The organism is Paracoccus sp. L-17 (genome assembly GCF_056857655.1).
Genome location: NZ_JBSXNM010000025.1, coordinates 1 through 19,345, shown reverse-complemented (window position 1 = coordinate 19,345; position 19,345 = coordinate 1). Strand labels below are relative to the sequence as shown.

Sequence of the window (19,345 nt, the reverse complement as noted above, 5' to 3'; positions counted from 1 at the left end):
GATGCTATCCCGCAAGGAAATCTCCACGCCCTCGCGCTCTTTCCAAATACCTCGGGGGAGTCGCCGCAGGCGACGGGGGCAGCGCCCCCGCGCTTCAGGCCCGGAGCATCGTCCGGCCCAGGATGTGATCGGCCGCCTTCTCGCCCGTCATGATCGAGGGGGCGTTCAGGTTTCCGTTGGTGATACGCGGAAAGACCGAGGAATCGGCCACGCGCAGCCCTTCGACCCCGATCACGCGCAGTTCCGGATCGACCACGGCCTCGGGGTCGCCCGGCTGGCCGATCCTTGCAGTCCCGCAGGGGTGATAGGCCGATTCCGCGTGCTCACGAATGAAGGCGTCGATCTGGGCATCGGTCACGACCTCGCCGCCGGGCTGGATTTCATCACCGCGATATTCCTTGAAAGCGGGTTGATCGAAGATCCTGCGAGTCAGGCGCACGCAGGCGCGAAACTCTTTCCAGTCATCTGGATGCGACATGTAATTGAAGTGAATTACAGGGGGCTTTTCGGGATCGGACGAGTCCAGCCTGACAGAGCCGCGCGATTTCGACCGCATCGGCCCGACATGGGCCTGAAAGCCATGACCGCTGGCCGCCGCCTTGCCGTCATAGCGCACGGCCAGCGGCAGAAAGTGATACTGGATGTCGGGATAATCGACACCCTCGCCCGAGCAGATGAAGCCGCAGCTTTCGAACTGGTTCGACGCGCCCAGACCCGTCTTTTGCAGGAGCCATTCGATCCCGACCCGGCTTTTGCCCAGAAGGTTGTAGTAGGTATACAGGCTGACCGGCTTCAATGCCTTGTATTGCATATATATTTCAAGGTGATCCTGCAGATTTGCGCCGACGCCGGGACGATCCGCGCGGACCCTGATTTCGTGTTCGCGCAGGTGATCGGCCGGGCCGATCCCCGACAGCATCAGCAGTTTCGGCGTGTTGATCGAACTGGCCGACAGGATCACCTCGCGGCCCGCACCGACCGTCTCGATCCTGCCCTTGCGCTGGATTTCGACCCCGGTGGCGCGGTTGCCGACAAAGATGACGCGCCGCGCAAGCGCCCGGATGACCCTCAGTTTGCCCGACTTCAGCGCCGGGCGCAGATAGGCGTTGGCGGCGGACCAGCGACGTCCCCGCCAGATCGTCGCCTCCATGGGGCCGAAACCCTCCTGATTTTCGCCGTTGTAGTCGGGCGTATAGGGCCATCCGGCCTGCTGGCCGGCCTCGATGAAGGCATTGAACAGCGGATTGCGGCGCTTGCCGCGCGTCACGTGCAGGGGCCCGTCCGTGCCGCGCAGCGGGCTGTCGCCGCCGTGCCAGTTTTCCATGCGCTTGAAGTAGGGCAGCACATCGGCATAGCCCCATCCGGTCGCGCCCTGATCGGCCCAATGGTCGAAATCCTTGCGGTTGCCGCGCACGAAGACCATGCCGTTGATCGAGGACGATCCGCCCAGCACCTTGCCGCGCGGAGTGGCAAGGCGGCGGCCGCCCAGATGGTCCTCGGGGGCGCTGGAGAAGCCCCAGTCATAGCGGGGCATGTTCATCGGATAGGACAGCGCGCCCGGCATCTGGATGAAGATCCCGAAATCGCTGCCGCCGAATTCGATCAGAGCGACGGTCCGGCCGGCCTCGGTCAGACGGTAGGCCAGCGCGCAGCCTGCGCTTCCCGCTCCGACAATGACATAATCCGGTTGAGACATCGTTTATAACCCCTTGTCAGGATTTCATTTCAATAGGGCGCCTCGACCCCGCCCATACCCACATAGACGGACTTCAGTTGCGAGTAGTGTTCGATCGCGGCGGCGGAATTCTCGCGCCCCAGACCGGACAGTTTCACGCCACCGAAAGGCATTTCGACCGGCGTCAGATTATAGGCGTTGATCCAGCAGGTGCCGGCTTCCAGCGCCGCAGCGACCCGGTGGCCGCGCGCCAGATCCCGTGTGAAGACGCCTGCGGCAAGCCCGAACCCGGTATCATTGGCGCGGCCGATCACCTCGTCCTCGTCGCGGAAGGACAGCGTGGTCATGACCGGGCCGAAGATTTCGTCGCGCGCGATCACCATGTCGTCGGAGGCATCGGTGAAGACGGTGGGCGGAACAAAGGCGCCCTCGCCCGGCCCGCCGCACAGGATCCGCGCCCCGGCGGCCTGCCCCTGCGCGATCATGGCGCGGATCTTTCCGGCCTGGGCGGGACTGACGATGGGCCCATGCTGGGTTTCGGGATCAAGCGGATCGCCCATCTTCACCTCGCCCAAACGCTGGGACAGGCGATCCAGAAACGCCTCGCGGATGCCTTCCTGCAGGAACACGCGGGTGCCGTTGGAGCAGATCTGGCCCGACGAATAGAAGTTTGCCAGCACGGCGGCGCCGACCGCGTCTTCCAGATCGGCATCGTCAAAGACGATCAGCGGCGACTTGCCGCCCAGCTCCATCGTGACATGGCGCATTCCCTCGGCCGCCGCTGCATAGACGCGCCGCCCGGTGGGGACCGATCCGGTCAGCGAGACCTTGGCGACATGCGGGTCGCCCACCAGCGCCGCGCCAACCTGACCGCCGCCCTGAACCACGCTGAAGATCCCTGCGGGCAAACCGGCCTCGGCCAGAATCTCGGCCAGTTTCAAGGCGCCTAGCGGAGTTTCTTCGGACGGTTTGAAGACCATGGCATTGCCCATGACCAGCGCCGGCGCCGCCTTCCAGCAGGCGATCTGGCTGGGATAGTTCCAGGCACCGATGCCGGCGCAGACGCCAAGCGCCTCGCGTCGCGTATAGGCCCAGTCGCGGCCCAGCGGGATCATCTGGCCGGTCAGGCCGGCCGCCAGCCCACCGAAGAATTCCAGCGCCGCCGCCCCCGATTCCCAATCGGCGACCAGCGTTTCCTGAATCGGCTTTCCGGTATCCAGCGTCTCCAGCCGCGACAGATCCGCGTTGCGGTCTCGGATGATGGCGGCCGCACGGATCAGGACGCGGCCGCGTTCGACCGGCGCCAGGGCGGCCCATGCGGGCTGCGCCCCCGCCGCCGCGCGACAGGCATCGGCGACTTGTGCCGGGCTGGCTTCGCGCAGCGAGGCGATTTCCTCGCCGGTATAGGGATAGAGGACGGGCAGAACCGCGCCCTCGCCCTCGACCGGGCGTCCGGCGATGAAAAGGCTGGCTTCGGGTTGGGCAATGTGGCTCATGACAGGGCCTCTTCCAGATAATCCTTGATGGTTTTCAGCGCCGCGACGGGATCGGTTGGGCCCGGCGTCAGCACCGCGCGCAGATAGACTCCGTCGATCAGCGCGCCGACGGTGCGGGCGGTCTGGTGCGGCTGGTCGCTGAGCCCGCGCAAGGCCACGACCAGGTTCGACTGCAACCGTCTGTGATAGACCCGCAAGAGCCGCGCGGCCTGAGCGTCCGTCAACGACAGGACATAGAAATTCAGCCATGCGCTGATCGTCTCGCGCTGGAAATTCTGCGGCGCGAAACTGGCCTCGACGATCGCGTCCAGCCGCCCGCGCCGCCCGCGTCCGGGCAGCGATTCAAGCACCGAATTGCCATAAACCCGCAAGATATAGCGCATCGCTTGCAGGAACAGTTGGTCCTTCGAGCCGAAATAGTGATGTGCCAGGGCCGGCGACATGCCGGCCCGGCGCGCGATCTGGGCCACGGTCACGTCCAGCGAGCCCGCGCGCCCGACCTCGAAGATCGTGGCGTTGATTAACGCGGCTTTTCGGATAGGCTCGGCGCCGAGTTTGGGCATGAACGGACCTGACGGGCTGGAATTCCGGTTGCTTTTCGTGTCTAACCCACCTTTAATTGACTGGTCAATCAAGAACAGGGAGTCAGACATGAATCAGACATTCATCGCAGCCGCGCTGGCGCTTGGCACCGCGCTGAGCAGCGGGACCGCCTATGCGCAGGAATCCGGCCAGTGCCGGAAGGTGACCTTCTCGGATGTGGGCTGGACCGACATCACCGCGACGACGGCGCTGGCCTCGACCGTGCTGCAGGCGATCGGCTATGATACCGAGACCAAGATCCTGTCGGTGCCGGTGACCTATACCGCGCTGTCGACCGATGATGTGGATATTTTCCTGGGCAACTGGATGCCAACGATGGAGGCCGACATCGCCCCCTATCGCGATGCGGGCACGGTGGATACGGTGCGCACCAACCTGACCGGCGCCAAATACACCCTGGCCACGAACCAGGCCGGTGCCGATCTGGGCATCGACGATTTCAGCAAGATCGCCGGGCAGAAGGACGCGCTGGACGGCAAGATCTATGGCATCGAGCCCGGCAATGACGGCAATCGGCTGCTTCTGGAAATGGTGGCCAATGACAAGTTCGGCCTGGGCACGTTCGAGGTGGTCGAATCCAGCGAACAGGGAATGCTGGCCCAGGTCGGGCGCGCGGTGAATGCCGGCAAGCCGATTGTCTTTCTGGGATGGGAGCCGCATCCGATGAACGCCCAGTTCAAGATGACCTATCTGTCGGGCGGCGACGACGTGTTCGGCCCCGATTTCGGCGGCGCCGAGGTGCGCACGAACACGCGCGCAGGCTATGTCAGCGAATGTCCCAATGTCGGCAAGTTCCTGGAGAACCTGGAATTCACCCTGCCGATGGAAAACGAGGTCATGGGCAAGATCCTGAACGACGGACAGGACCCGATGGCTGCCGCGAAGGAATGGCTGCAAGCCAATCCCGATGCCGCAAAGCCCTGGCTGGACGGCGTGACCACGGTGGACGGCAACGACGCGCAGGCGGCGCTGGACGCGGCGCTTCAGGGCTGAGCCGCGCAACAACAGTGAACGGCCCCGCCGCCTTGCCCGAGGCGGCGGGGCGCCATGCCGGAACCGGCGCGGGGCCATGCCGCCAGACAGGCGCGCCGAAACGAGGGAACCATTGATGGATTGGCTGACAGGACTGGTGACAGACAACAAGATCCCGGTCGGGGCCACGGCCAAGGCCGTCTTCGACTGGCTGAACGCCAATGCCGCCTGGCTGTTCAACGCGCTGTCCGCCGCGATGGACTGGCTGATCGGGCGCATCCTGGCCGGGCTGGAATTTCCCTCTCCCTTCGCCTTCATCGCCATCGCCGTCGCGTTGACCTTTGCGTTGCAACGCAACTGGAAGACCTGCCTTCTGGTCGCGCTTGGGCTGCTGTTCATCCTCAACCAGGGTTACTGGAACGAGATGCAGCAATCGCTGACGCTGGTTCTGGCGGCCTGCATCGTCTGCATGGCGATCGGCGTGCCCATCGGCATCGCCGCCGCGCATCGGCCGCGGCTGTATTCATGGATGCGCCCGGTTCTCGATCTGATGCAGACGCTGCCGACCTTCGTCTACCTGATCCCGGCCATCGTCTTTTTCGGCATCGGCATGGTGCCGGGCCTTCTGGCCACCGTCATCTTCGTGCTGCCCGCGCCGATCCGGTTGACCCAGCTTGGCATCAGTTCGACCCCGGATTCGCTGATCGAGGCCGCGCGGGCCTTCGGGGCCACCAACCGGCAGCTTCTGTGGAAGGTGGAACTGCCAAGCGCCCTGCCCCAGATCATGGCGGGACTTAACCAGACCATCATGCTGTCGCTGTCGATGGTGGTGATCGCGGCTCTGGTGGGCGCATCGGGGCTGGGCGTGCCGGTGGTCAGGGCGCTGAACAGCGTCAATACGTCGCTGGGTTTCGAGTCGGGCTTCGTGATCGTGGTTGTCGCGATCCTGCTGGACTGGATGCTGCGCATGGAGGGGCGGAAATGACCGACGAGACACCGAATGCCGTCGAATTCGACAAGGTCAGCATCGTCTTCGGCGACAGGCCGGAAGCCGCCCTGCCGCTGATGGATGAGGGGCAGGACCGTGGCCCGATCAAGGAAAAGACCGGGCAGGTTCTGGGCGTGCACGATTGCAGCGTGAATGTCCGCCAGGGCGAGATTCTGGTGCTGATGGGGCTGTCGGGTTCGGGCAAATCCACCCTGCTGCGCGCGGTCAATGCCTTGAACCATGTCTGCCGCGGCGAGGTCCGGGTCTGGGACGGGTCGGGCATGATCTCGGTCACCGGCGCGGGGCGACGGTCCTTGCGCGATATCCGGCTGCGCCATGTCGCGATGGTGTTTCAGCAATTCGGCCTGCTGCCCTGGCGCACCGTGCGCGAGAATGTCGGGCTGGGGCTGGAACTGGCCGGCATGTCCGTCAAGCAGCGCCGGGACAAGGTGGACCGACAGCTTGAAACCGTGGGTCTTTCGGACTGGGCCGACCGCAAGGTGGGCGAATTGTCGGGTGGAATGCAGCAGCGCGTGGGTCTGGCCCGCGCCTTCGCCACCGATGCGCCGATCCTGCTGATGGACGAGCCTTTCAGCGCGCTGGATCCGCTGATCCGGGCGCGGTTGCAGGATGAATTGCTGGAATTGCAGGCCAAGACGCAGCGCACCATCATCTTCGTCAGCCATGATCTGGACGAGGCCTTCAAGCTGGGCAACCGGATCGCGCTGATGGAGGGCGGCCGCATCGTCCAGATCGGCACCGCGCGCGAGATCATCGCCAACCCGGTCAACGATTATGTGGCCGATTTCGTGGCGCACATGAACCCGCTGGGCGTGCTGACCGCATCGGACGTGGCGCAGCCGGGCGAGGCCCAGGGCACGCCGGTGCCGCGCGACATGCCGGTGCGCGACGTGATGAATCTGCTGGCGCAGACGACCGCGCTGCCGGTCGAGGGTGGCGGCTGCGTCACCCGAGACGGCGTGCTGGCCCGGCTGATCGACCCGCGCGGCTGAGGCGCGCGGCGCAGGCGGCCTTTCCGCCGCGGACCCTCCGCGGCTGGCAGTCGGCCCTGGTCAGGCCTGTGCCGTCAACTGTTGATCAGATCGCGGTGATAGCGTTGCAGAAATGCCAGACCGACCAGAATCAGGACCAGGCCGACTCCGAACACATAGAGATAACTGATGTAGTCGCCCGGATAGGACGGGTAGAAAGAACGCCGCATCTGGCCGACGACATGGACCAGCGGATTGTACCAGATCCATTTCTGCATCGCGTCCGGCACATCGTCATAGATGAAGAAGATGGCCGACAGCAGGAACAGCGGCCGGGTGACGATGGACCAGATCTGTTGCCACCACGGAAAGGCCGTGAACAGGAAGCAGTTCACCGTGCCCACTCCGATGGCGATCGTGAAGACCATAAGGAAGGCCAGCGCGATCCCGATGACCTGTGGATCGGTGCGGGTCTCTTGCGTCGTCACGATGAAGCTGAAGACGATATAGGCGACCAGCAACTGCGTGATGACATTGAAGAACACCTTGGCCAGCAGCGCGTCCATGAAGGTCACGGCCGGATAATCCAGAAGCGCACGCGAGGACTTGATCGACTGCGCGATCCGGCCCGAGACCGAGAGGAAGCCGATGAAGGGGATCACGCCGGTGGCGTAGAAGATCGCGAAATTGGTTCCCATCGGCGGCGTCCGGAACCCCAGCGAGAAGATCAGCGTCAGCAGCATGATGCCGCCGACAGGCTCGGCGATGGCCCACAGATAACCGCCGGGCGAACTGCCATAGGAATTGGCCATCTCGCGCAGCACCAGCGCCATGATGGCGCGCAGGCTGGCGAAGCGGCGCTGTCTGTGCACCTCGCGCAGGCCGCCGGGGCCACGCCCCGCTGCGTCCTTGCTTCGCGGAAAGAAAATCTTGGCCATGGCCTGCGGCTCGCTGCCGTTGGAGAAGACGATCCCGCAACAGGATCGGCGCTGGCATAGCGCGGTCTCTTTATGTATGACACCCGGCGACAGTTCAACCGACAGGCGGGAGTGAGCAGCCATGTCCGCCCCAGAAAAGACCCCGCGATCCGGCCAGCCGGTCGAGCCCCCCTCGGCGCAGGCAGAGGACGGCGACAGGCCCGCCTTCCTGCAGCGCGGAGCCGACCATCAGCGGCCCGCCGACACGTCCGGCACGGCTGCCGCCGCCGATGGTGATCCGAAGGCAGCGGCGCCCGCTGCCGCGCAGGGGGGCCGCGCCGCGGCAGGTCAGGACCCGGCATCGGCCAGGCGCCAGGGTGGCGGCGGCGCGCAAGCGGGCGCCGCGACCGGCAAACCGGCGCAGCCCCTGACCGCTGCCCAGCGTGCCCGGCGCCAGCAGATCATGCAGCAGCGCCGCGCAGCCGAACAGAAGGCGCGGCCGCAGCAACCGGTGCGCCCGGTTGCCGGGCTTGCCCGGCCCAAGGCCCGTCATCTGGCCATCGCGCTGAGCTTTGTCCTGCTGGTGGTGGCTCCGGTCGCGGTCAGCGGCTGGTATCTCTATGCCCGCGCGGCGGATCAATTCGCCTCGTTCGTGGGTTTCTCGGTGCGCAGCGAAAGCGGGCCGACCGGGTCCGAATTGCTGGGCGGTCTGGGATCGCTGATCGGCGCGACCAGTTCTTCGGGCAGCGATACCGACATCCTCTACAAGTTCATCCAGAGCCGCGACCTGGTCGAGCGGGTCAACAAGCGCATGGATTTGCGCGCGATCTGGTCCAAGCCCGAGGGCGATCCGGTCTTCAGCTTTCGTGGCAACGATTCGCTGGAATCGCTGCTGGCCGAATGGGAACGCAAGGTCCGCGTCTATTACGACAATGGCATGATCGACCTGCGGGTGCTGTCTTTCGATCCCACCGATTCCCGGCAGATCGCGCAGGCCATCCTTGATGAGGGAACGCTGCTGATCAACCAGTTGAACGATGTCGCCCGCGAGGATTCGCTGCGCTATGCCCGCACCGAACTGGATGACGCGCTGGCGCGGCTGAAACAGGCGCGGCAGGCGGTCAGCGAATTCCGGAACCGCCACCAGCTGGTCGATCCTTCGGCCGATGTGCAGGGCCAGGTCGGTGTCGTGACCTCGCTGAACCAACAACTGGCCGAAGAACTGGTCTCGCTGGGGATGCTGCAAGCCAATGCGCAGGCGAACGATCCCCGGATCGAGCAGACCCAGCTTCGCATCAACGTCATCCGCGACCAGATCGACGCCGAGCGCCGGAAATTCGGCTCGGACAGCGAATCGGGCGAGGTTCTGTCCGATATCGTGGGGCAATATGAATCGCTGTCGATAGACCGGCAATTCGCCGAACAGACCTATACCGCCGCGCTGGCCGCCTATGACACCGCCCGCGCCGAGGCGAACCGGCAATCGCGATACCTGGCAGCCTATGTGAAACCGACGCTGGCGCAAGAGGCGGAATATCCCGAACGCGCCAAGCTGCTGCTGATCCTGGGCGGGTTCCTGATGCTGCTCTGGGTCATCGGCGTGCTGATCTATTACAGCCTGCGCGACCGGCGATGATCCGGCTGGAGAACCTGACCAAGATCTATTCTCTGGACGGCCGCAACAAGACTGTCGCGGACCGGATCAACGCAACCTTTCCAACCGGCGTCTCGGTCGGGTTGCTGGGGCGGAACGGAGCCGGCAAATCCTCGTTGCTGCGGATGATCTCGGGGGCGATGCTGCCCACCTCGGGGCGGATCCTTTCCAATGGCAGGATCAGCTGGCCGGTCGGCTTTACCGGGTCCTTCAACAAGGAACTGACGGGCGAGCAGAACACCCGCTTCGTGGCCCGCGTCTATGGCGTCGATACCGAGGAAATGAGCGCCTTCGTCGAGGATTTCGCCGAACTGGGCGAACATTTCCATCTGCCGATCCGGACCTATTCCTCGGGCATGAGGGCGCGGCTGGCCTTTGGCATGTCAATGGCGGTGCCCTTCGACACCTATCTTGTCGACGAGGTCTCGGCCCCGGGCGACGCCGCCTTCAAGGCCAAGTCGATGCGGGTCTTCGCGGCCCGGATGGCCAGCGCGGGGGCTTTGGTCGTGTCGCATTCCATGGGCCAGATGCGCAACATGTGCGAGGCCGGCGCGGTTCTGGAAAATGGCAGGCTGTCCTATTTCCACGACATCGAGGACGCCATTGCCGCCCATCTCGAGAACATGGACAGCACAAGGCCGCACCGCGCACGAAAATAGGCGGTTTTGCGACGGCCGGATGACAGGGCGGCCGCGGCATATGGCATCGCCCGGTTGCCCGGTCTAAGAAGCGGGCGAGGCGATCGCACAGGGGTTTCCATGAAGATCATCGTTCTGGGCGGAGACGGTTTCTGCGGCTGGCCGACAGCGCTGCACCTGTCCGCGCGCGGCCATGACATCATCATCGTCGACAACCTGTCGCGCCGGAAGATCGATGTCGAACTCGAGGTCGCAAGCCTGACCCCGATCCGCCCGCTGGGCGAACGTGTGCGCGCCTGGCGGGATCTGACCGGCCGCGCGATCCGGGTCGAGAACTTTACAGTAGGCAAGCACTATCATCGCCTGCTGACGCTGCTGCGCGACGAATGTCCCGACGCGGTGATCCATTTCGCCGAACAGCGCGCCGCGCCCTATTCGATGAAATCCAGCTGGCACAAGCGCTATACGGTCAATAACAACCTGAACGCGACCAATGACGTGCTGGCCGCGATCGTGGAAAGCGGCCAGGACATCCATCTGGTCCATCTGGGCACGATGGGCGTCTACGGCTACGGCACCGCCGGCATGAAGATCCCCGAGGGCTATCTGGACGTGGTGGTCGAGACCGAAAACGGCCCGCACCGCCAGGAAATCCTCTATCCCGCCAATCCGGGCAGCATCTACCACATGACCAAGACCCAGGATCAGCTTTTCTTCTTCTATTACAACAAGAACGATGGCGTCAGGATCACCGATCTGCATCAGGGGATCGTCTGGGGCACCCAGACCGAGGAAACCCGCATCGACGATCGGCTGATCAACAGGTTCGACTACGACGGCGATTACGGCACGGTGCTGAACCGGTTCCTGATGCAGGCGGCAATCGGATATCCGCTGACGGTCCACGGCACCGGCGGCCAGACCCGCGCCTTCATCCATATTCAGGACACCTGCCGCTGCATTGAACTGGCGCTGCTGAATCCGCCCGCACCGGGCGACCGGGTCAGCATCCTCAACCAGATGACCGAGACGCATCGCGTTCGCGATCTGGCGCGCATGATCGCCGATCAGACCGGGGTCGAGACGGCGTTCCTGAAAAACCCCCGCAACGAGGCCGACGAGAACGATCTGCACGTCGCCAACGACCGCTTTCTGGGCCTGGGCCTGCAGCCGATCCGGCTGCAGGACGGCCTGCTGACCGAGGTGCAGGAGATCGCGCGCAAATATGCCGACCGCTGCGACCGCGACAAGATTCCCTGCCTGTCACAATGGCGGACCGGCTGAAGGCCCGCAGACCCCGGAAACGGTCGCGCACCCGCGATCCTGCCGATCGCGCCGTCCTGTCGCCGAGGGGATACCGCAACAGGGTCTGAACCGGTCCGGTCAGCCGAGAAAATCCAGAAGATCGCGCACCACGCGGTCGGGCTCGGTCGCCGTCAGCCCGTGGGGGGCGCCTTCGTATTCGATCAGCGTCGCATGAGGAACCAGTTTCGCCATCCGTCGCGCCGTCGCCGCGATGGGAACGGTCTTGTCGCCGGTGCCGTGGATCACCAGCGTCGGCACCGTGATCTGCGCGGCGTCGGCGGTAAAGTCGGTCAACCCGAAAGCGTTGACGCATTCCAGCGTGGCACGCGGGCTGGCGATCATCGCCATGTCGCGCGACCATTCCAGGATCGCGTCGCTGACGCCTCCCGTCTCGGTGTCCTGCCCATAGAAATCCTTGAAGAATTCGGCAAGAAATGCCGGACGATTCTGACGCAGCCCCTCGCGGATACCCTCGAAGACATCGCGGGTGACACCCTCGGGATTGTCGTCGGATTTCAGCACTCCCGGCGCCACGGACGAGATGAAGACCGCCTTCGACACGCCCTTTCCACCATGGCGGCCGAAATAGCGCGCCACTTCGCCCCCACCCATCGAGAAGCCGACGATGGCGGCGTCAGTCAGGCCAAGCGTCTCGATCACGGCCGCCAGATCGTCCGACAGCACGTCGTAGTCATAGCCCTCCCAGGGCTGGCCCGAGCGGCCAAAGCCGCGCCGGTCATAGCTGATCACGCGGAAACCTGCCTCGGCCAGTTTCACGGCCTGGTATTCCCAGCTATCCGCGTTCAGCGGCCAGCCATGGATCAGCACGACCGGCCGGCCCTGACCCCAGTCCTTGACATGGATCTCTGTTCCGTCCTTGGCATTGACCATCGGCATTTCGCGTTCCTTTCGGTTCCAGGATTCCAAGATCCCCTTCCCTCACCGAACGCAGATGCGCGGACAGGGTTGCCCCCCGCCCGCGTTTCTCTTTGCCAAGCGACCGAAACGGTGCGATCAGCGGATCCGCACCCAGGTCTGCGATTTGCAGATCAGGCCGCCCGCGACGCAGCCCGACAGGCTCATCCTGTCGCCCGAGACGCTGGCCTTGCCGCGGTAGATCTTGTCATTGGCCGGCCGCCATACCTTGCCGGTGTAGGTGTTGCCGCCCTGCGGGGCCATGTCGATGACGATCCGGCGGCCGAGATTGGGCGATCTGTATTCGGCCTTGTCCTTGAAGGTGCGGCTGATATCGCCGCAGAAGGCGCCGCCGCAGGGCTTGATCGTCACATAGGCAAAGGCGCCCTCGTCGGGCTGGGTCTGCCAGACGCCCTCGATCGGGTCGGCATTGGCGGTGGTGCCGGCCATGGCGAAGGCCAGCGTGGCGGCAATGATCACAAGGCGCATCGTTTCTCCTCCCAAGGGATGCTGTCGGGGCTACAGTGCCGCCCGGTCAGGTTCCGGGCAAGCGTGACGTTGGGACCGGGGCTTTCCCTTGCCCTCGGGTCATGGCAAAGGGCGGGCGAAGGACAGACCGAAGGGCCAGCCATGATCCTCTATCCCGCCATCGACCTGAAGGACGGCCAATGCGTGCGCCTGCTGCGCGGAGACATGCAGGCCGCGACCGTCTTCGGCAGCGATCCGGCAGCGCAGGCCCGCGCCTTTCAGGATGCCGGCGCCGAGTGGCTGCATCTGGTCGACCTGAACGGCGCCTTTGCCGGCAAGCCGGTCAATGGCGCCGCGGTCGAGGCGATACTGGCAGCGATCGACATCCCGGCCCAGCTGGGCGGCGGCATCCGCGACATGGCCACCATCGAAACCTGGCTGAATCGCGGTCTGAGGCGGGTGATTCTGGGCACCGTCGCGGTCGAGAATCCCGATCTCGTGCGCGAGGCGGCGGATGCCTTTCCGGGCCGGATCGCCGTCGGCATCGACGCCCGCGCCGGCCGTGTCGCGACGCGCGGCTGGGCCACCGAAACCGCCGTCAGCGCGACCGATCTGGCCAATCGCTTCGAGGACGCGGGCGTGGCTGCGATCATCTATACCGACATTGACCGCGACGGCGCGATGGGTGGGCCCAACCTGGCCGCGACCGAGGCATTGGCGCGGGCGGTCAACATTCCTGTCATTGCCTCGGGCGGGGTTGCTTCGCTGGCGGATTTGCAGGCTCTGGCCGGAACGCGGGTGATCGCGGGCGCGATCTCGGGACGCGCGCTTTATGACGGGGCGCTGGATCTGGGCGCGGCGCTGGCGGCCCTGCGCTGACGCCACATGGCGCCGGCAACCCGGCCTGCCCGCCGCGCGTTGTGCCGCGAGGCAGGAAATGGAACGGCAGGACATGACGACCGGAACCGAAACATGCCGGATCGCGGTGATCGGCGCGGGTCCGCGCGCCCTTGGCGCGCTTGAGGCGCTGATCCGCCGCGACCGGGACGCGGCCTTTCGAATCGAGATTTTCGACCCCCGTCCCTGGCCCGGCGCCGGGCCGAATTTCAGCCCGGATCAAAGCGGTCTTTGCAAGCTGAACCTGCCTCTGCGATCGATTGATCTGGGCCGCGCGCCCTGGGACGGACCTGATTTCGCGGAAGGAACGGGCGGCCCGGCAGCGGCCGAACGCTTTCCGGCGCGGGCCGAACTGGGCGGTTATCTGGCCGCGCGGCTGGCACGGCTGATGGCGCGGACCGGGATCGCTGTCACGCCGCGCCGGATCACCGGCATCCGGCGCCGCAACGAGGCCTGGTTTCTGGAGGATGGCGCGTCGCGTCACGGCCCCTATGACGAGGTGCTGCTGGCGCAGGGCCAGCCCGCCACGATGCCCGACAAACAGTTGGAGACATGGCGCGATCATGCCGAACGGCACGGCCTTGACCTGGTCGCGGCCTATCCCGATCACCGGCTGCTGCGTCAGGCGCAGAACTGGGCCGGCAAGCCCGTCGGCGTGCGTGGTCTCGGCCTGTCGACGCTGGACGTGGTGCGGCTGCTGACGCTGGGCCTGGGCGGACGCTTCGCCGACGGCCGATACCACCGGTCAGGCCGCGAACCCGCGCGCATCCTGCCCTTTTCGCTGGACGGCCACGCGCCGGCGCCCAAGCCCGCCGATGCCACGCAGGATGCACATTTCGAGCCGACCGAGACCGAAACCCGCGCCTTTCGCGCGGCCGTCGCGCAGGCGATGGCGGAAGGTCCGGACCAGGCTCTGGCCATCATCTGCGATGCCATTCACGGCCCCGTCCTGCGGATCCTGTCCGACACCGGCGGTGCCGCCGATGCCGGGGCGCTGAATGCATGGCTGTCTGCCGAACGCGAAAAACCCGGCTCGCAGGAGGATCGCCCGGCGGCCACGGCGCTGCGCGCGGCGATCGACGAGGCGCATGGGCGCGCGCCGCCCTCGGCCGGTTATGTCACCGGCCAGCTCATGCGGAAATGGCAGAACGCCCTGCGGCAGGGCTTCAATCCCAACCCGGCGGCACCGGCGACGGCGGCGGCCATCGTGGGCTTCGATGACGGGCTGAAACGCTTCTCCTACGGGCCGCCCGTCGCCTCGGCCCAGGAATTGCTGATCCTGATCCAGGACGGTCTGGTCGATCCCCGCGCGGCCCACGACCCCGATATCGTGATGACCGGCACCGGCTGGCGGCTGGTCGAACATGATACCACCGCCGAGGTCGCGGCGATGGTCGATGCGGTCCTGCCGCCGCCCGATCTGGGACGGCTGGACGATCCGCTGATGCGGGGGCTGATCGATTCAGGCCGCGTGACAGCGATCGAGAAGGGGCTTGGCGCGCGGATCAGGCCGGACGGGCGGCTGATCGGCCGAGATGGCAGCGTTCAGCCCGGCCTCTGCCTGCTGGGTCGGCTGGCGATGGGCAGCGTGATCGCAGCGGATTCGATCCACGATTGCTTCGGCGCGGCCGCCGATCGCTGGGCCCAGGGCGTCGCCGCGCGGGTGCGCGATCACACCGGCTGAGGGATCAGATCTGCTTTTCGGGCATCTGCACCACAAGCCCGTCCAGGTCGTCGGTCACCTTGAGCTGGCAGGTCAGGCGCGACCGGTCGGGATCGGGCTCATAGGCGAAATCCAGCATGTCCTCTTCCATCGGATCCTTGGCCGGCAGTCGATCCACCCATCCCGGATCGACATAGACATGACAGGTCGAACAGGCGCAGGCGCCGCCGCAATCGGCGTCGATTCCGGGGATGCCGTTGTCGCGCGCGCCCTCCATCACGGTCATTCCGGTCTTCACATCGACTTCGTGCCGGGTGCCGTTATGCTCGATATAGGTAATCTTGGCCATCTGCGGGATCCCCTGTCTTTGCGAGGCCAGATAGGCCATTGGGCGGGCGATGAAAAGGGGCGGGCGATCACGACGCGGAAGGTGCGGTCACGGATCGGCCAGTTTGCGGCGCAGCACTCTGCCTTGCCAGCGCAGGCTGGCCCGGTCCGGCCAGATTGCCTCGGCTCGTTCCAGCGCGTCCAGTGCCTGCCCCGCACGGCCCAGGGCTGCCGCGCGCCGCGCCATCGACAGATGCAAAAGCGGGTTGTCAGGGCAAAGCGCGATGGCGTCGGCCAGGAATTCCTCGGCCGCCCCGACATTTCCCAGCCGCCAGCAGGTATCGGCCAGCCGCTTGCGGGTCAGGACTTCGCCGGGCCGCACCCGGTCCAGCCAGTGCAGCAGCCGCAAAGCACGGGCATAGCGGCCGTGCAGCGACAGGATCGCCGCCGCCAGGCCCAGCCATGCGGCCCGATCCGGCCCCGGATCAGGCGGGGCCTTGCCGGCTTTCAGCGCCGCTTCCGGCGGTCCCGGCCGCAGATCAAGAAAGGCCATTTTTTGCGGCAGTTCTGGCCAGCGGCGCATCCCCTGCCGGGCCGCCTCGTCCTTCAGCAATTCCTCCCAATCGCAGAGATAGGACCAACCGGGCGCGACGGCGGATCCGGCCGCCGGATCCCGCGCAGCCAGCGATTTCGCAAGTTTCGGGGCGATCATCAGCATCCGCGAGACCGGACAATCACGCCCGATATAAAGCCGGGCGAAAGCATCGCGCAGCCCGGCTTCACTGGTTTTCAGCGAAAACAGCCAACCCAGGAAGGCATCAGCACTGGCCGGATCGTCGGGGGCCTTGCGCGCGGCGATCAGATCCAGCGCCTGTTGGCACAGCTTTCTGTCCCGCGGCAGGATGCGGGGATCGGCCATGGCCGCGCGCGCCGCCCGTGCGGCCAGCGCGTCATCGCCCGCGTGCAGTGCACTCAGCGCCACGATACGGCGCAGGAAGGGATGGCGGCGAATGTCGTCGGGCCGCGAAGACAGCGCCGTCGCCAGCACCATCCCCTGTCCCGTCGCATCGGCGTGGCTGGCGGCGAATTGCGCCGATTGCGCCAGATCGCCGCTGGCATAGAAGCTGCCGGGCCGGCCGATCACCCGTTCCAGCAGGTGCTGGGAGGCTTGCAGACGAACCGCGTCGGGCAATTCCCTGGGCAGGGCGATCAGGCGCGCGCTGCCCATCGCGGCGGCCGCGCGCGAGAACGCGCTGCCGCCCGGCGCGCCGATATGCGCGCAACCGGCCATCAGCATCACCTCCAGCACGTCACGTTCAGCCGGTTTCAGCGCCCCCAGATCCAGCAGCCGGTCCACCGGCACGATCCGCTCATGCGCGGCCGCCAGATGCGCCGCCGCCCCCGGCGTGTCGCTGAAGACGATCACCGGCCCCTCTGTGGCATCGGTCCAGGCCAGGCAGAATTCGTCAGGCACATATTTTTCAGGCCAAGAACTGAGCGACCACGGCTCTCCGTCAAGCAGATCACCGCGTCTAAGATGGATCGCGCTGGCCTCCTCCAGCGACCCGCCCCAGGCCTCCAGCTTCGCGCGCGCCGACCGCAATTCCGCCTTCAGCCGCCGGGCCAGGGGCAAGGTCTTTGCAATGGCCGCGATTTCCGCCCTTGCCGCGGCGACATCCTCGCCCATGAAGGTGACGGCCTCGAAGGCCGCGTCGCTGTGAAATCGCTGCCCCTCGGCCAGATTGCGGGAGAATTGCGCCGCGTCCACGATCGGCGAGATCGCCGTCAGATTCGTTCTCGCATCCAGATTCGGCTTGCGGCTGACGATTCCGATATGGCGGGCGACGAAATCGGCCTGCAGGAAATCGTTCGGATCGACCAGTTCGGGATAGGGTCCATCCGGTTCGGCCAGCCACAGAAACCGGGCCTGGGTGTCGAATTTCCGCCCCAGCCGCAGGATGTTCAGCAAACCGATCAGCCGCGCTCCGATCCTGTCCTTGCGAAATCCGATGATCGAGGGGCCGCCGTTCACATCCGCTCCTGGTCGTGGTTGGCCAAACGCTAAGGCTCGCGGTCGTAAATGACCAGCTGTTCAGTCCCGGCATCTGGTGGATCGGGTTCAGGATGGATCTGTCAGGCTCTGATGTCCGGATCTTGCAGATGTATTCGTATGGCGTGAGACCGCCGAGGGTCTTGAGCCTGCGCGCGAAGCTGTAAGCCGCCATGAAGTCCGTCAGATGTGCTCGGAACTGCTCATGAGTTGGAGCCTCCGGCAAACCCGGTGCGGTTCAACGCCCTGATCCGGGACAACCGGAAATGGGCCGAAATTGCCCCTTGATCAAAACGGATACTACTGAGTTCGAAATCATGGCGATCACCGGGCATCAGACGTCCAAAAAGGTCACGCGATACATCAAAGCGGCCAGCCAAAAGGTGCGCGCCCAGGCCGCTTCGCAGGGTCACGTCCGTCAAGGTGGTGTAATTTCCCGGATGGCCTGAGAGCATAATCAGGCGGCTTTCGTTGAGATGCTGAGAATGGGGTCGATCTCCTCGGTGTCGATCTGGGCGAAAGCCTCGACCATCATGTAGCGGCTTGCGGTCTGCCATTCGTCGTTCTGCTCGAACAGCACGGCGCCGATCAGACGCATGATGGAGGCCTCGTTGGGGAAGATGCCGACGACATCGGCGCGGCGCTTCACCTCCTTGTTCAGGCGTTCGATCGGGTTCGTGCTGTGCAGCTTGGTGCGGTGCTGGCGAGGAAAGGACATGTAGGCCAGCACATCATGCTCGCTGTCGTCCATCAGATCGGCCAGCTTTGGCCATCTCGGGCGCAACTGCTCGGCCACCTTGCGCCATGTCTCGCCGGCATTGGCGCGGTCGGGCTGGTCAAAGGCCTGCCGGATCGCGGCGGCGATGACGGTGTGCTGGCCGCGCGAGACATGGGCCAGCGCGTTGCGCATCCAATGCACGCGGCATCGCTGCCAGGTGGCCTCGAAGACGCGTGCGATGGCGGCCTTGAGGCCGGTATGAGCATCGCTGATCACCAGCCGGACCCCGCCGAGGCCGCGCGCCTTCAGCGACCGCAGGAACTCGGTCCAGAAGATCTCGGCTTCCGATGGCCCGATGCCCAGGCCGATGATTTCCCTGCGCCCTTCGGTGTTGGCGGCCACGGCGATTATCGCCGCGACCGGCACGATGCGCCCGCCCTGGCGCACCTTCAGATAGGTGGCGTCGAGCCAGAGATAGGGCCAGTCGCCGGTCAGGGGACGGTTCAGAAACTCGCCGACCCTCTCGTCGATATCCTTGCACAGCTTCGAGACCGTGCTTTTCGAGATGCCGCTGAGGCCCATGGCCTGCACCAATTCGTCCACGCGGCGGGTCGAGACGCCGCCGATCCATGCCTCCTGGATGACGGCGACCAGCGCCTGTTCCGAGGTTTTCCGGGCTTCCAGGAAGCCGGGGAAATAGCTGCCCTGCCGCAGCTTCGGCACTCGCAGGTTCAGCGTGCCCAGACGGGTATCGAGAGCACGCTCTCGATACCCGTTCCGCCAAGTGGTGCGTTCGCCGCTGCGCTCATGCCGGCCGGCGCCGATCAGCCCGTCGACATCGCTCTCCATGATCAGTTGCAGCACCGCCTCGGCGATCGTGCGAAGGAAGTCGCCCTGATCGTGCTTGGCCAGAAGCTCGGACAGGTCCATGTTGGTTTTGGTCATCGGGGTCTCCGTAGGGTTCGTGGTTGAAGCGTCGAAACTCCACCTCGACCATACACCTCGATGGCCACCCGGGATTGCACCGATGAAGGCGCAGAAATTACACCACGTCCTCGGACGCTAAC

17 protein-coding genes and 1 pseudogene are annotated in these 19,345 nt (G+C 65.4%); 8 read left to right on the top strand and 10 right to left on the bottom strand.

Annotation, left to right across the window (positions count from 1 at the left end):
- Nucleotides 1–94: 94 nt before the first annotated feature.
- From betA to betI, 3 genes are read right to left on the bottom strand one after another with little or no spacing between them, the layout of a single operon-like run.
- Nucleotides 95–1,696, bottom strand: coding sequence for a choline dehydrogenase (gene betA / locus AC13CR_RS02825; protein WP_292955933.1), 1,602 nt, complete (start codon nucleotides 1,694–1,696; stop codon nucleotides 95–97).
- 29 nt (nucleotides 1,697–1,725) lie between these two features.
- Entirely contained in the window at nucleotides 1,726–3,171 is a 1,446-nt protein-coding gene (betB, locus tag AC13CR_RS02820) for a betaine-aldehyde dehydrogenase (protein WP_292955930.1), read from the bottom strand.
- Nucleotides 3,168–3,734: a transcriptional regulator BetI gene (gene betI, locus AC13CR_RS02815; RefSeq protein WP_292955927.1), complete on the bottom strand. Its 567-nt coding sequence runs from the start codon at nucleotides 3,732–3,734 to the stop codon at nucleotides 3,168–3,170. Before betI ends, betB begins: the two co-directional genes overlap by 4 nt.
- An 88-nt stretch (nucleotides 3,735–3,822) precedes the next feature.
- Between betI and AC13CR_RS02810 the strand changes: the two genes are divergently transcribed.
- The 3 genes from AC13CR_RS02810 to choV all read left to right on the top strand — a co-directional run bounded on the left by AC13CR_RS02810 (nucleotide 3,823) and on the right by choV (nucleotide 6,747).
- Entirely contained in the window at nucleotides 3,823–4,767 is a 945-nt protein-coding gene (locus tag AC13CR_RS02810) for a choline ABC transporter substrate-binding protein (protein ID WP_292955924.1), read from the top strand.
- A gap of 115 nt (nucleotides 4,768–4,882) precedes the next feature.
- Complete coding sequence (gene choW, locus AC13CR_RS02805; RefSeq protein ID WP_482900393.1) at nucleotides 4,883–5,731, top strand: choline ABC transporter permease subunit; 849 nt, start codon at nucleotides 4,883–4,885, stop codon at nucleotides 5,729–5,731.
- Nucleotides 5,728–6,747, top strand: a complete 1,020-nt coding sequence (choV, locus tag AC13CR_RS02800) for a choline ABC transporter ATP-binding protein (RefSeq protein ID WP_292955918.1) — start codon at nucleotides 5,728–5,730, stop codon at nucleotides 6,745–6,747. Before choW ends, choV begins: the two co-directional genes overlap by 4 nt.
- 74 nt (nucleotides 6,748–6,821) lie before the next feature.
- On the opposite strand, the gene AC13CR_RS02795 is transcribed toward choV, so the two are convergent.
- On the bottom strand, nucleotides 6,822–7,664 hold the full coding sequence (locus AC13CR_RS02795) for an ABC transporter permease (protein WP_292955915.1): 843 nt from the start codon (nucleotides 7,662–7,664) through the stop codon (nucleotides 6,822–6,824).
- A gap of 121 nt (nucleotides 7,665–7,785) precedes the next feature.
- On the opposite strand from AC13CR_RS02795, the gene AC13CR_RS02790 reads away from it, so the two are divergent.
- The 3 genes from AC13CR_RS02790 to AC13CR_RS02780 all read left to right on the top strand — a co-directional run bounded on the left by AC13CR_RS02790 (nucleotide 7,786) and on the right by AC13CR_RS02780 (nucleotide 11,219).
- Nucleotides 7,786–9,279: a KpsE/RkpR family capsule polysaccharide export protein gene (locus AC13CR_RS02790; RefSeq protein WP_292955912.1), complete on the top strand. Its 1,494-nt coding sequence runs from the start codon at nucleotides 7,786–7,788 to the stop codon at nucleotides 9,277–9,279.
- Nucleotides 9,276–9,956, top strand: coding sequence for an ABC transporter ATP-binding protein (locus AC13CR_RS02785; RefSeq protein ID WP_292955909.1), 681 nt, complete (start codon nucleotides 9,276–9,278; stop codon nucleotides 9,954–9,956). Before AC13CR_RS02790 ends, AC13CR_RS02785 begins: the two co-directional genes overlap by 4 nt.
- Before the next feature lie 99 nt (nucleotides 9,957–10,055).
- Nucleotides 10,056–11,219 (top strand): NAD-dependent epimerase/dehydratase family protein, encoded by a 1,164-nt coding sequence (locus tag AC13CR_RS02780; RefSeq protein ID WP_293013034.1) that lies wholly within the window; start codon nucleotides 10,056–10,058, stop codon nucleotides 11,217–11,219.
- Nucleotides 11,220–11,318: 99 nt separating this feature from the next.
- Here AC13CR_RS02780 and AC13CR_RS02775 read toward each other — a convergent pair whose 3' ends face one another.
- Nucleotides 11,319–12,137, bottom strand: a complete 819-nt coding sequence (locus AC13CR_RS02775; RefSeq protein ID WP_482900392.1) for an alpha/beta fold hydrolase — start codon at nucleotides 12,135–12,137, stop codon at nucleotides 11,319–11,321.
- A gap of 117 nt (nucleotides 12,138–12,254) precedes the next feature.
- On the bottom strand, nucleotides 12,255–12,644 hold the full coding sequence (locus AC13CR_RS02770) for a DUF2147 domain-containing protein (RefSeq protein WP_293013036.1): 390 nt from the start codon (nucleotides 12,642–12,644) through the stop codon (nucleotides 12,255–12,257).
- Between the two features lie 141 nt (nucleotides 12,645–12,785).
- Between AC13CR_RS02770 and hisA the strand changes: the two genes are divergently transcribed.
- Nucleotides 12,786–13,502 carry a 1-(5-phosphoribosyl)-5-[(5-phosphoribosylamino)methylideneamino]imidazole-4-carboxamide isomerase gene (gene hisA, locus AC13CR_RS02765; RefSeq protein WP_292955897.1) on the top strand — a complete coding sequence of 239 codons (717 nt, stop codon included), beginning with the start codon at nucleotides 12,786–12,788 and terminating at the stop codon, nucleotides 13,500–13,502.
- Nucleotides 13,503–13,575: 73 nt separating this feature from the next.
- Nucleotides 13,576–15,204, top strand: a complete 1,629-nt coding sequence (locus AC13CR_RS02760) for an FAD/NAD(P)-binding protein (protein WP_446236364.1) — start codon at nucleotides 13,576–13,578, stop codon at nucleotides 15,202–15,204.
- A gap of 4 nt (nucleotides 15,205–15,208) precedes the next feature.
- Here AC13CR_RS02760 and AC13CR_RS02755 read toward each other — a convergent pair whose 3' ends face one another.
- The 4 genes and pseudogenes from AC13CR_RS02755 to AC13CR_RS02740 all read right to left on the bottom strand — a co-directional run bounded on the left by AC13CR_RS02755 (nucleotide 15,209) and on the right by AC13CR_RS02740 (nucleotide 19,223).
- Nucleotides 15,209–15,532: a 2Fe-2S iron-sulfur cluster-binding protein gene (locus tag AC13CR_RS02755; RefSeq protein WP_292955891.1), complete on the bottom strand. Its 324-nt coding sequence runs from the start codon at nucleotides 15,530–15,532 to the stop codon at nucleotides 15,209–15,211.
- A gap of 87 nt (nucleotides 15,533–15,619) precedes the next feature.
- Nucleotides 15,620–17,542: a tetratricopeptide repeat protein gene (locus AC13CR_RS02750; protein WP_335662279.1), complete on the bottom strand. Its 1,923-nt coding sequence runs from the start codon at nucleotides 17,540–17,542 to the stop codon at nucleotides 15,620–15,622.
- 55 nt (nucleotides 17,543–17,597) lie between these two features.
- A pseudogene (locus tag AC13CR_RS02745) lies at nucleotides 17,598–17,768 on the bottom strand (IS481 family transposase); the annotation flags it as partial.
- 249 nt (nucleotides 17,769–18,017) lie between these two features.
- Nucleotides 18,018–19,223, bottom strand: a complete 1,206-nt coding sequence (locus AC13CR_RS02740) for an IS256 family transposase (protein ID WP_482919986.1) — start codon at nucleotides 19,221–19,223, stop codon at nucleotides 18,018–18,020.
- Between the last annotated feature and the right edge of the window lie 122 nt (nucleotides 19,224–19,345).

Coding starts and splice junctions, on each gene's coding strand:
- betA (WP_292955933.1), bottom strand. CDS start 1,696: ATGTCTCAACCGGATTATGTCATTGTCGGAGCGGGAAGCGCAGGCTGC.
- betB (WP_292955930.1), bottom strand. CDS start 3,171: ATGAGCCACATTGCCCAACCCGAAGCCAGCCTTTTCATCGCCGGACGC.
- betI (WP_292955927.1), bottom strand. CDS start 3,734: ATGCCCAAACTCGGCGCCGAGCCTATCCGAAAAGCCGCGTTAATCAAC.
- AC13CR_RS02810 (WP_292955924.1), top strand. CDS start 3,823: ATGAATCAGACATTCATCGCAGCCGCGCTGGCGCTTGGCACCGCGCTG.
- choW (WP_482900393.1), top strand. CDS start 4,883: ATGGATTGGCTGACAGGACTGGTGACAGACAACAAGATCCCGGTCGGG.
- choV (WP_292955918.1), top strand. CDS start 5,728: ATGACCGACGAGACACCGAATGCCGTCGAATTCGACAAGGTCAGCATC.
- AC13CR_RS02795 (WP_292955915.1), bottom strand. CDS start 7,664: ATGGCCAAGATTTTCTTTCCGCGAAGCAAGGACGCAGCGGGGCGTGGC.
- AC13CR_RS02790 (WP_292955912.1), top strand. CDS start 7,786: ATGTCCGCCCCAGAAAAGACCCCGCGATCCGGCCAGCCGGTCGAGCCC.
- AC13CR_RS02785 (WP_292955909.1), top strand. CDS start 9,276: ATGATCCGGCTGGAGAACCTGACCAAGATCTATTCTCTGGACGGCCGC.
- AC13CR_RS02780 (WP_293013034.1), top strand. CDS start 10,056: ATGAAGATCATCGTTCTGGGCGGAGACGGTTTCTGCGGCTGGCCGACA.
- AC13CR_RS02775 (WP_482900392.1), bottom strand. CDS start 12,137: ATGCCGATGGTCAATGCCAAGGACGGAACAGAGATCCATGTCAAGGAC.
- AC13CR_RS02770 (WP_293013036.1), bottom strand. CDS start 12,644: ATGCGCCTTGTGATCATTGCCGCCACGCTGGCCTTCGCCATGGCCGGC.
- hisA (WP_292955897.1), top strand. CDS start 12,786: ATGATCCTCTATCCCGCCATCGACCTGAAGGACGGCCAATGCGTGCGC.
- AC13CR_RS02760 (WP_446236364.1), top strand. CDS start 13,576: ATGACGACCGGAACCGAAACATGCCGGATCGCGGTGATCGGCGCGGGT.
- AC13CR_RS02755 (WP_292955891.1), bottom strand. CDS start 15,532: ATGGCCAAGATTACCTATATCGAGCATAACGGCACCCGGCACGAAGTC.
- AC13CR_RS02740 (WP_482919986.1), bottom strand. CDS start 19,223: ATGACCAAAACCAACATGGACCTGTCCGAGCTTCTGGCCAAGCACGAT.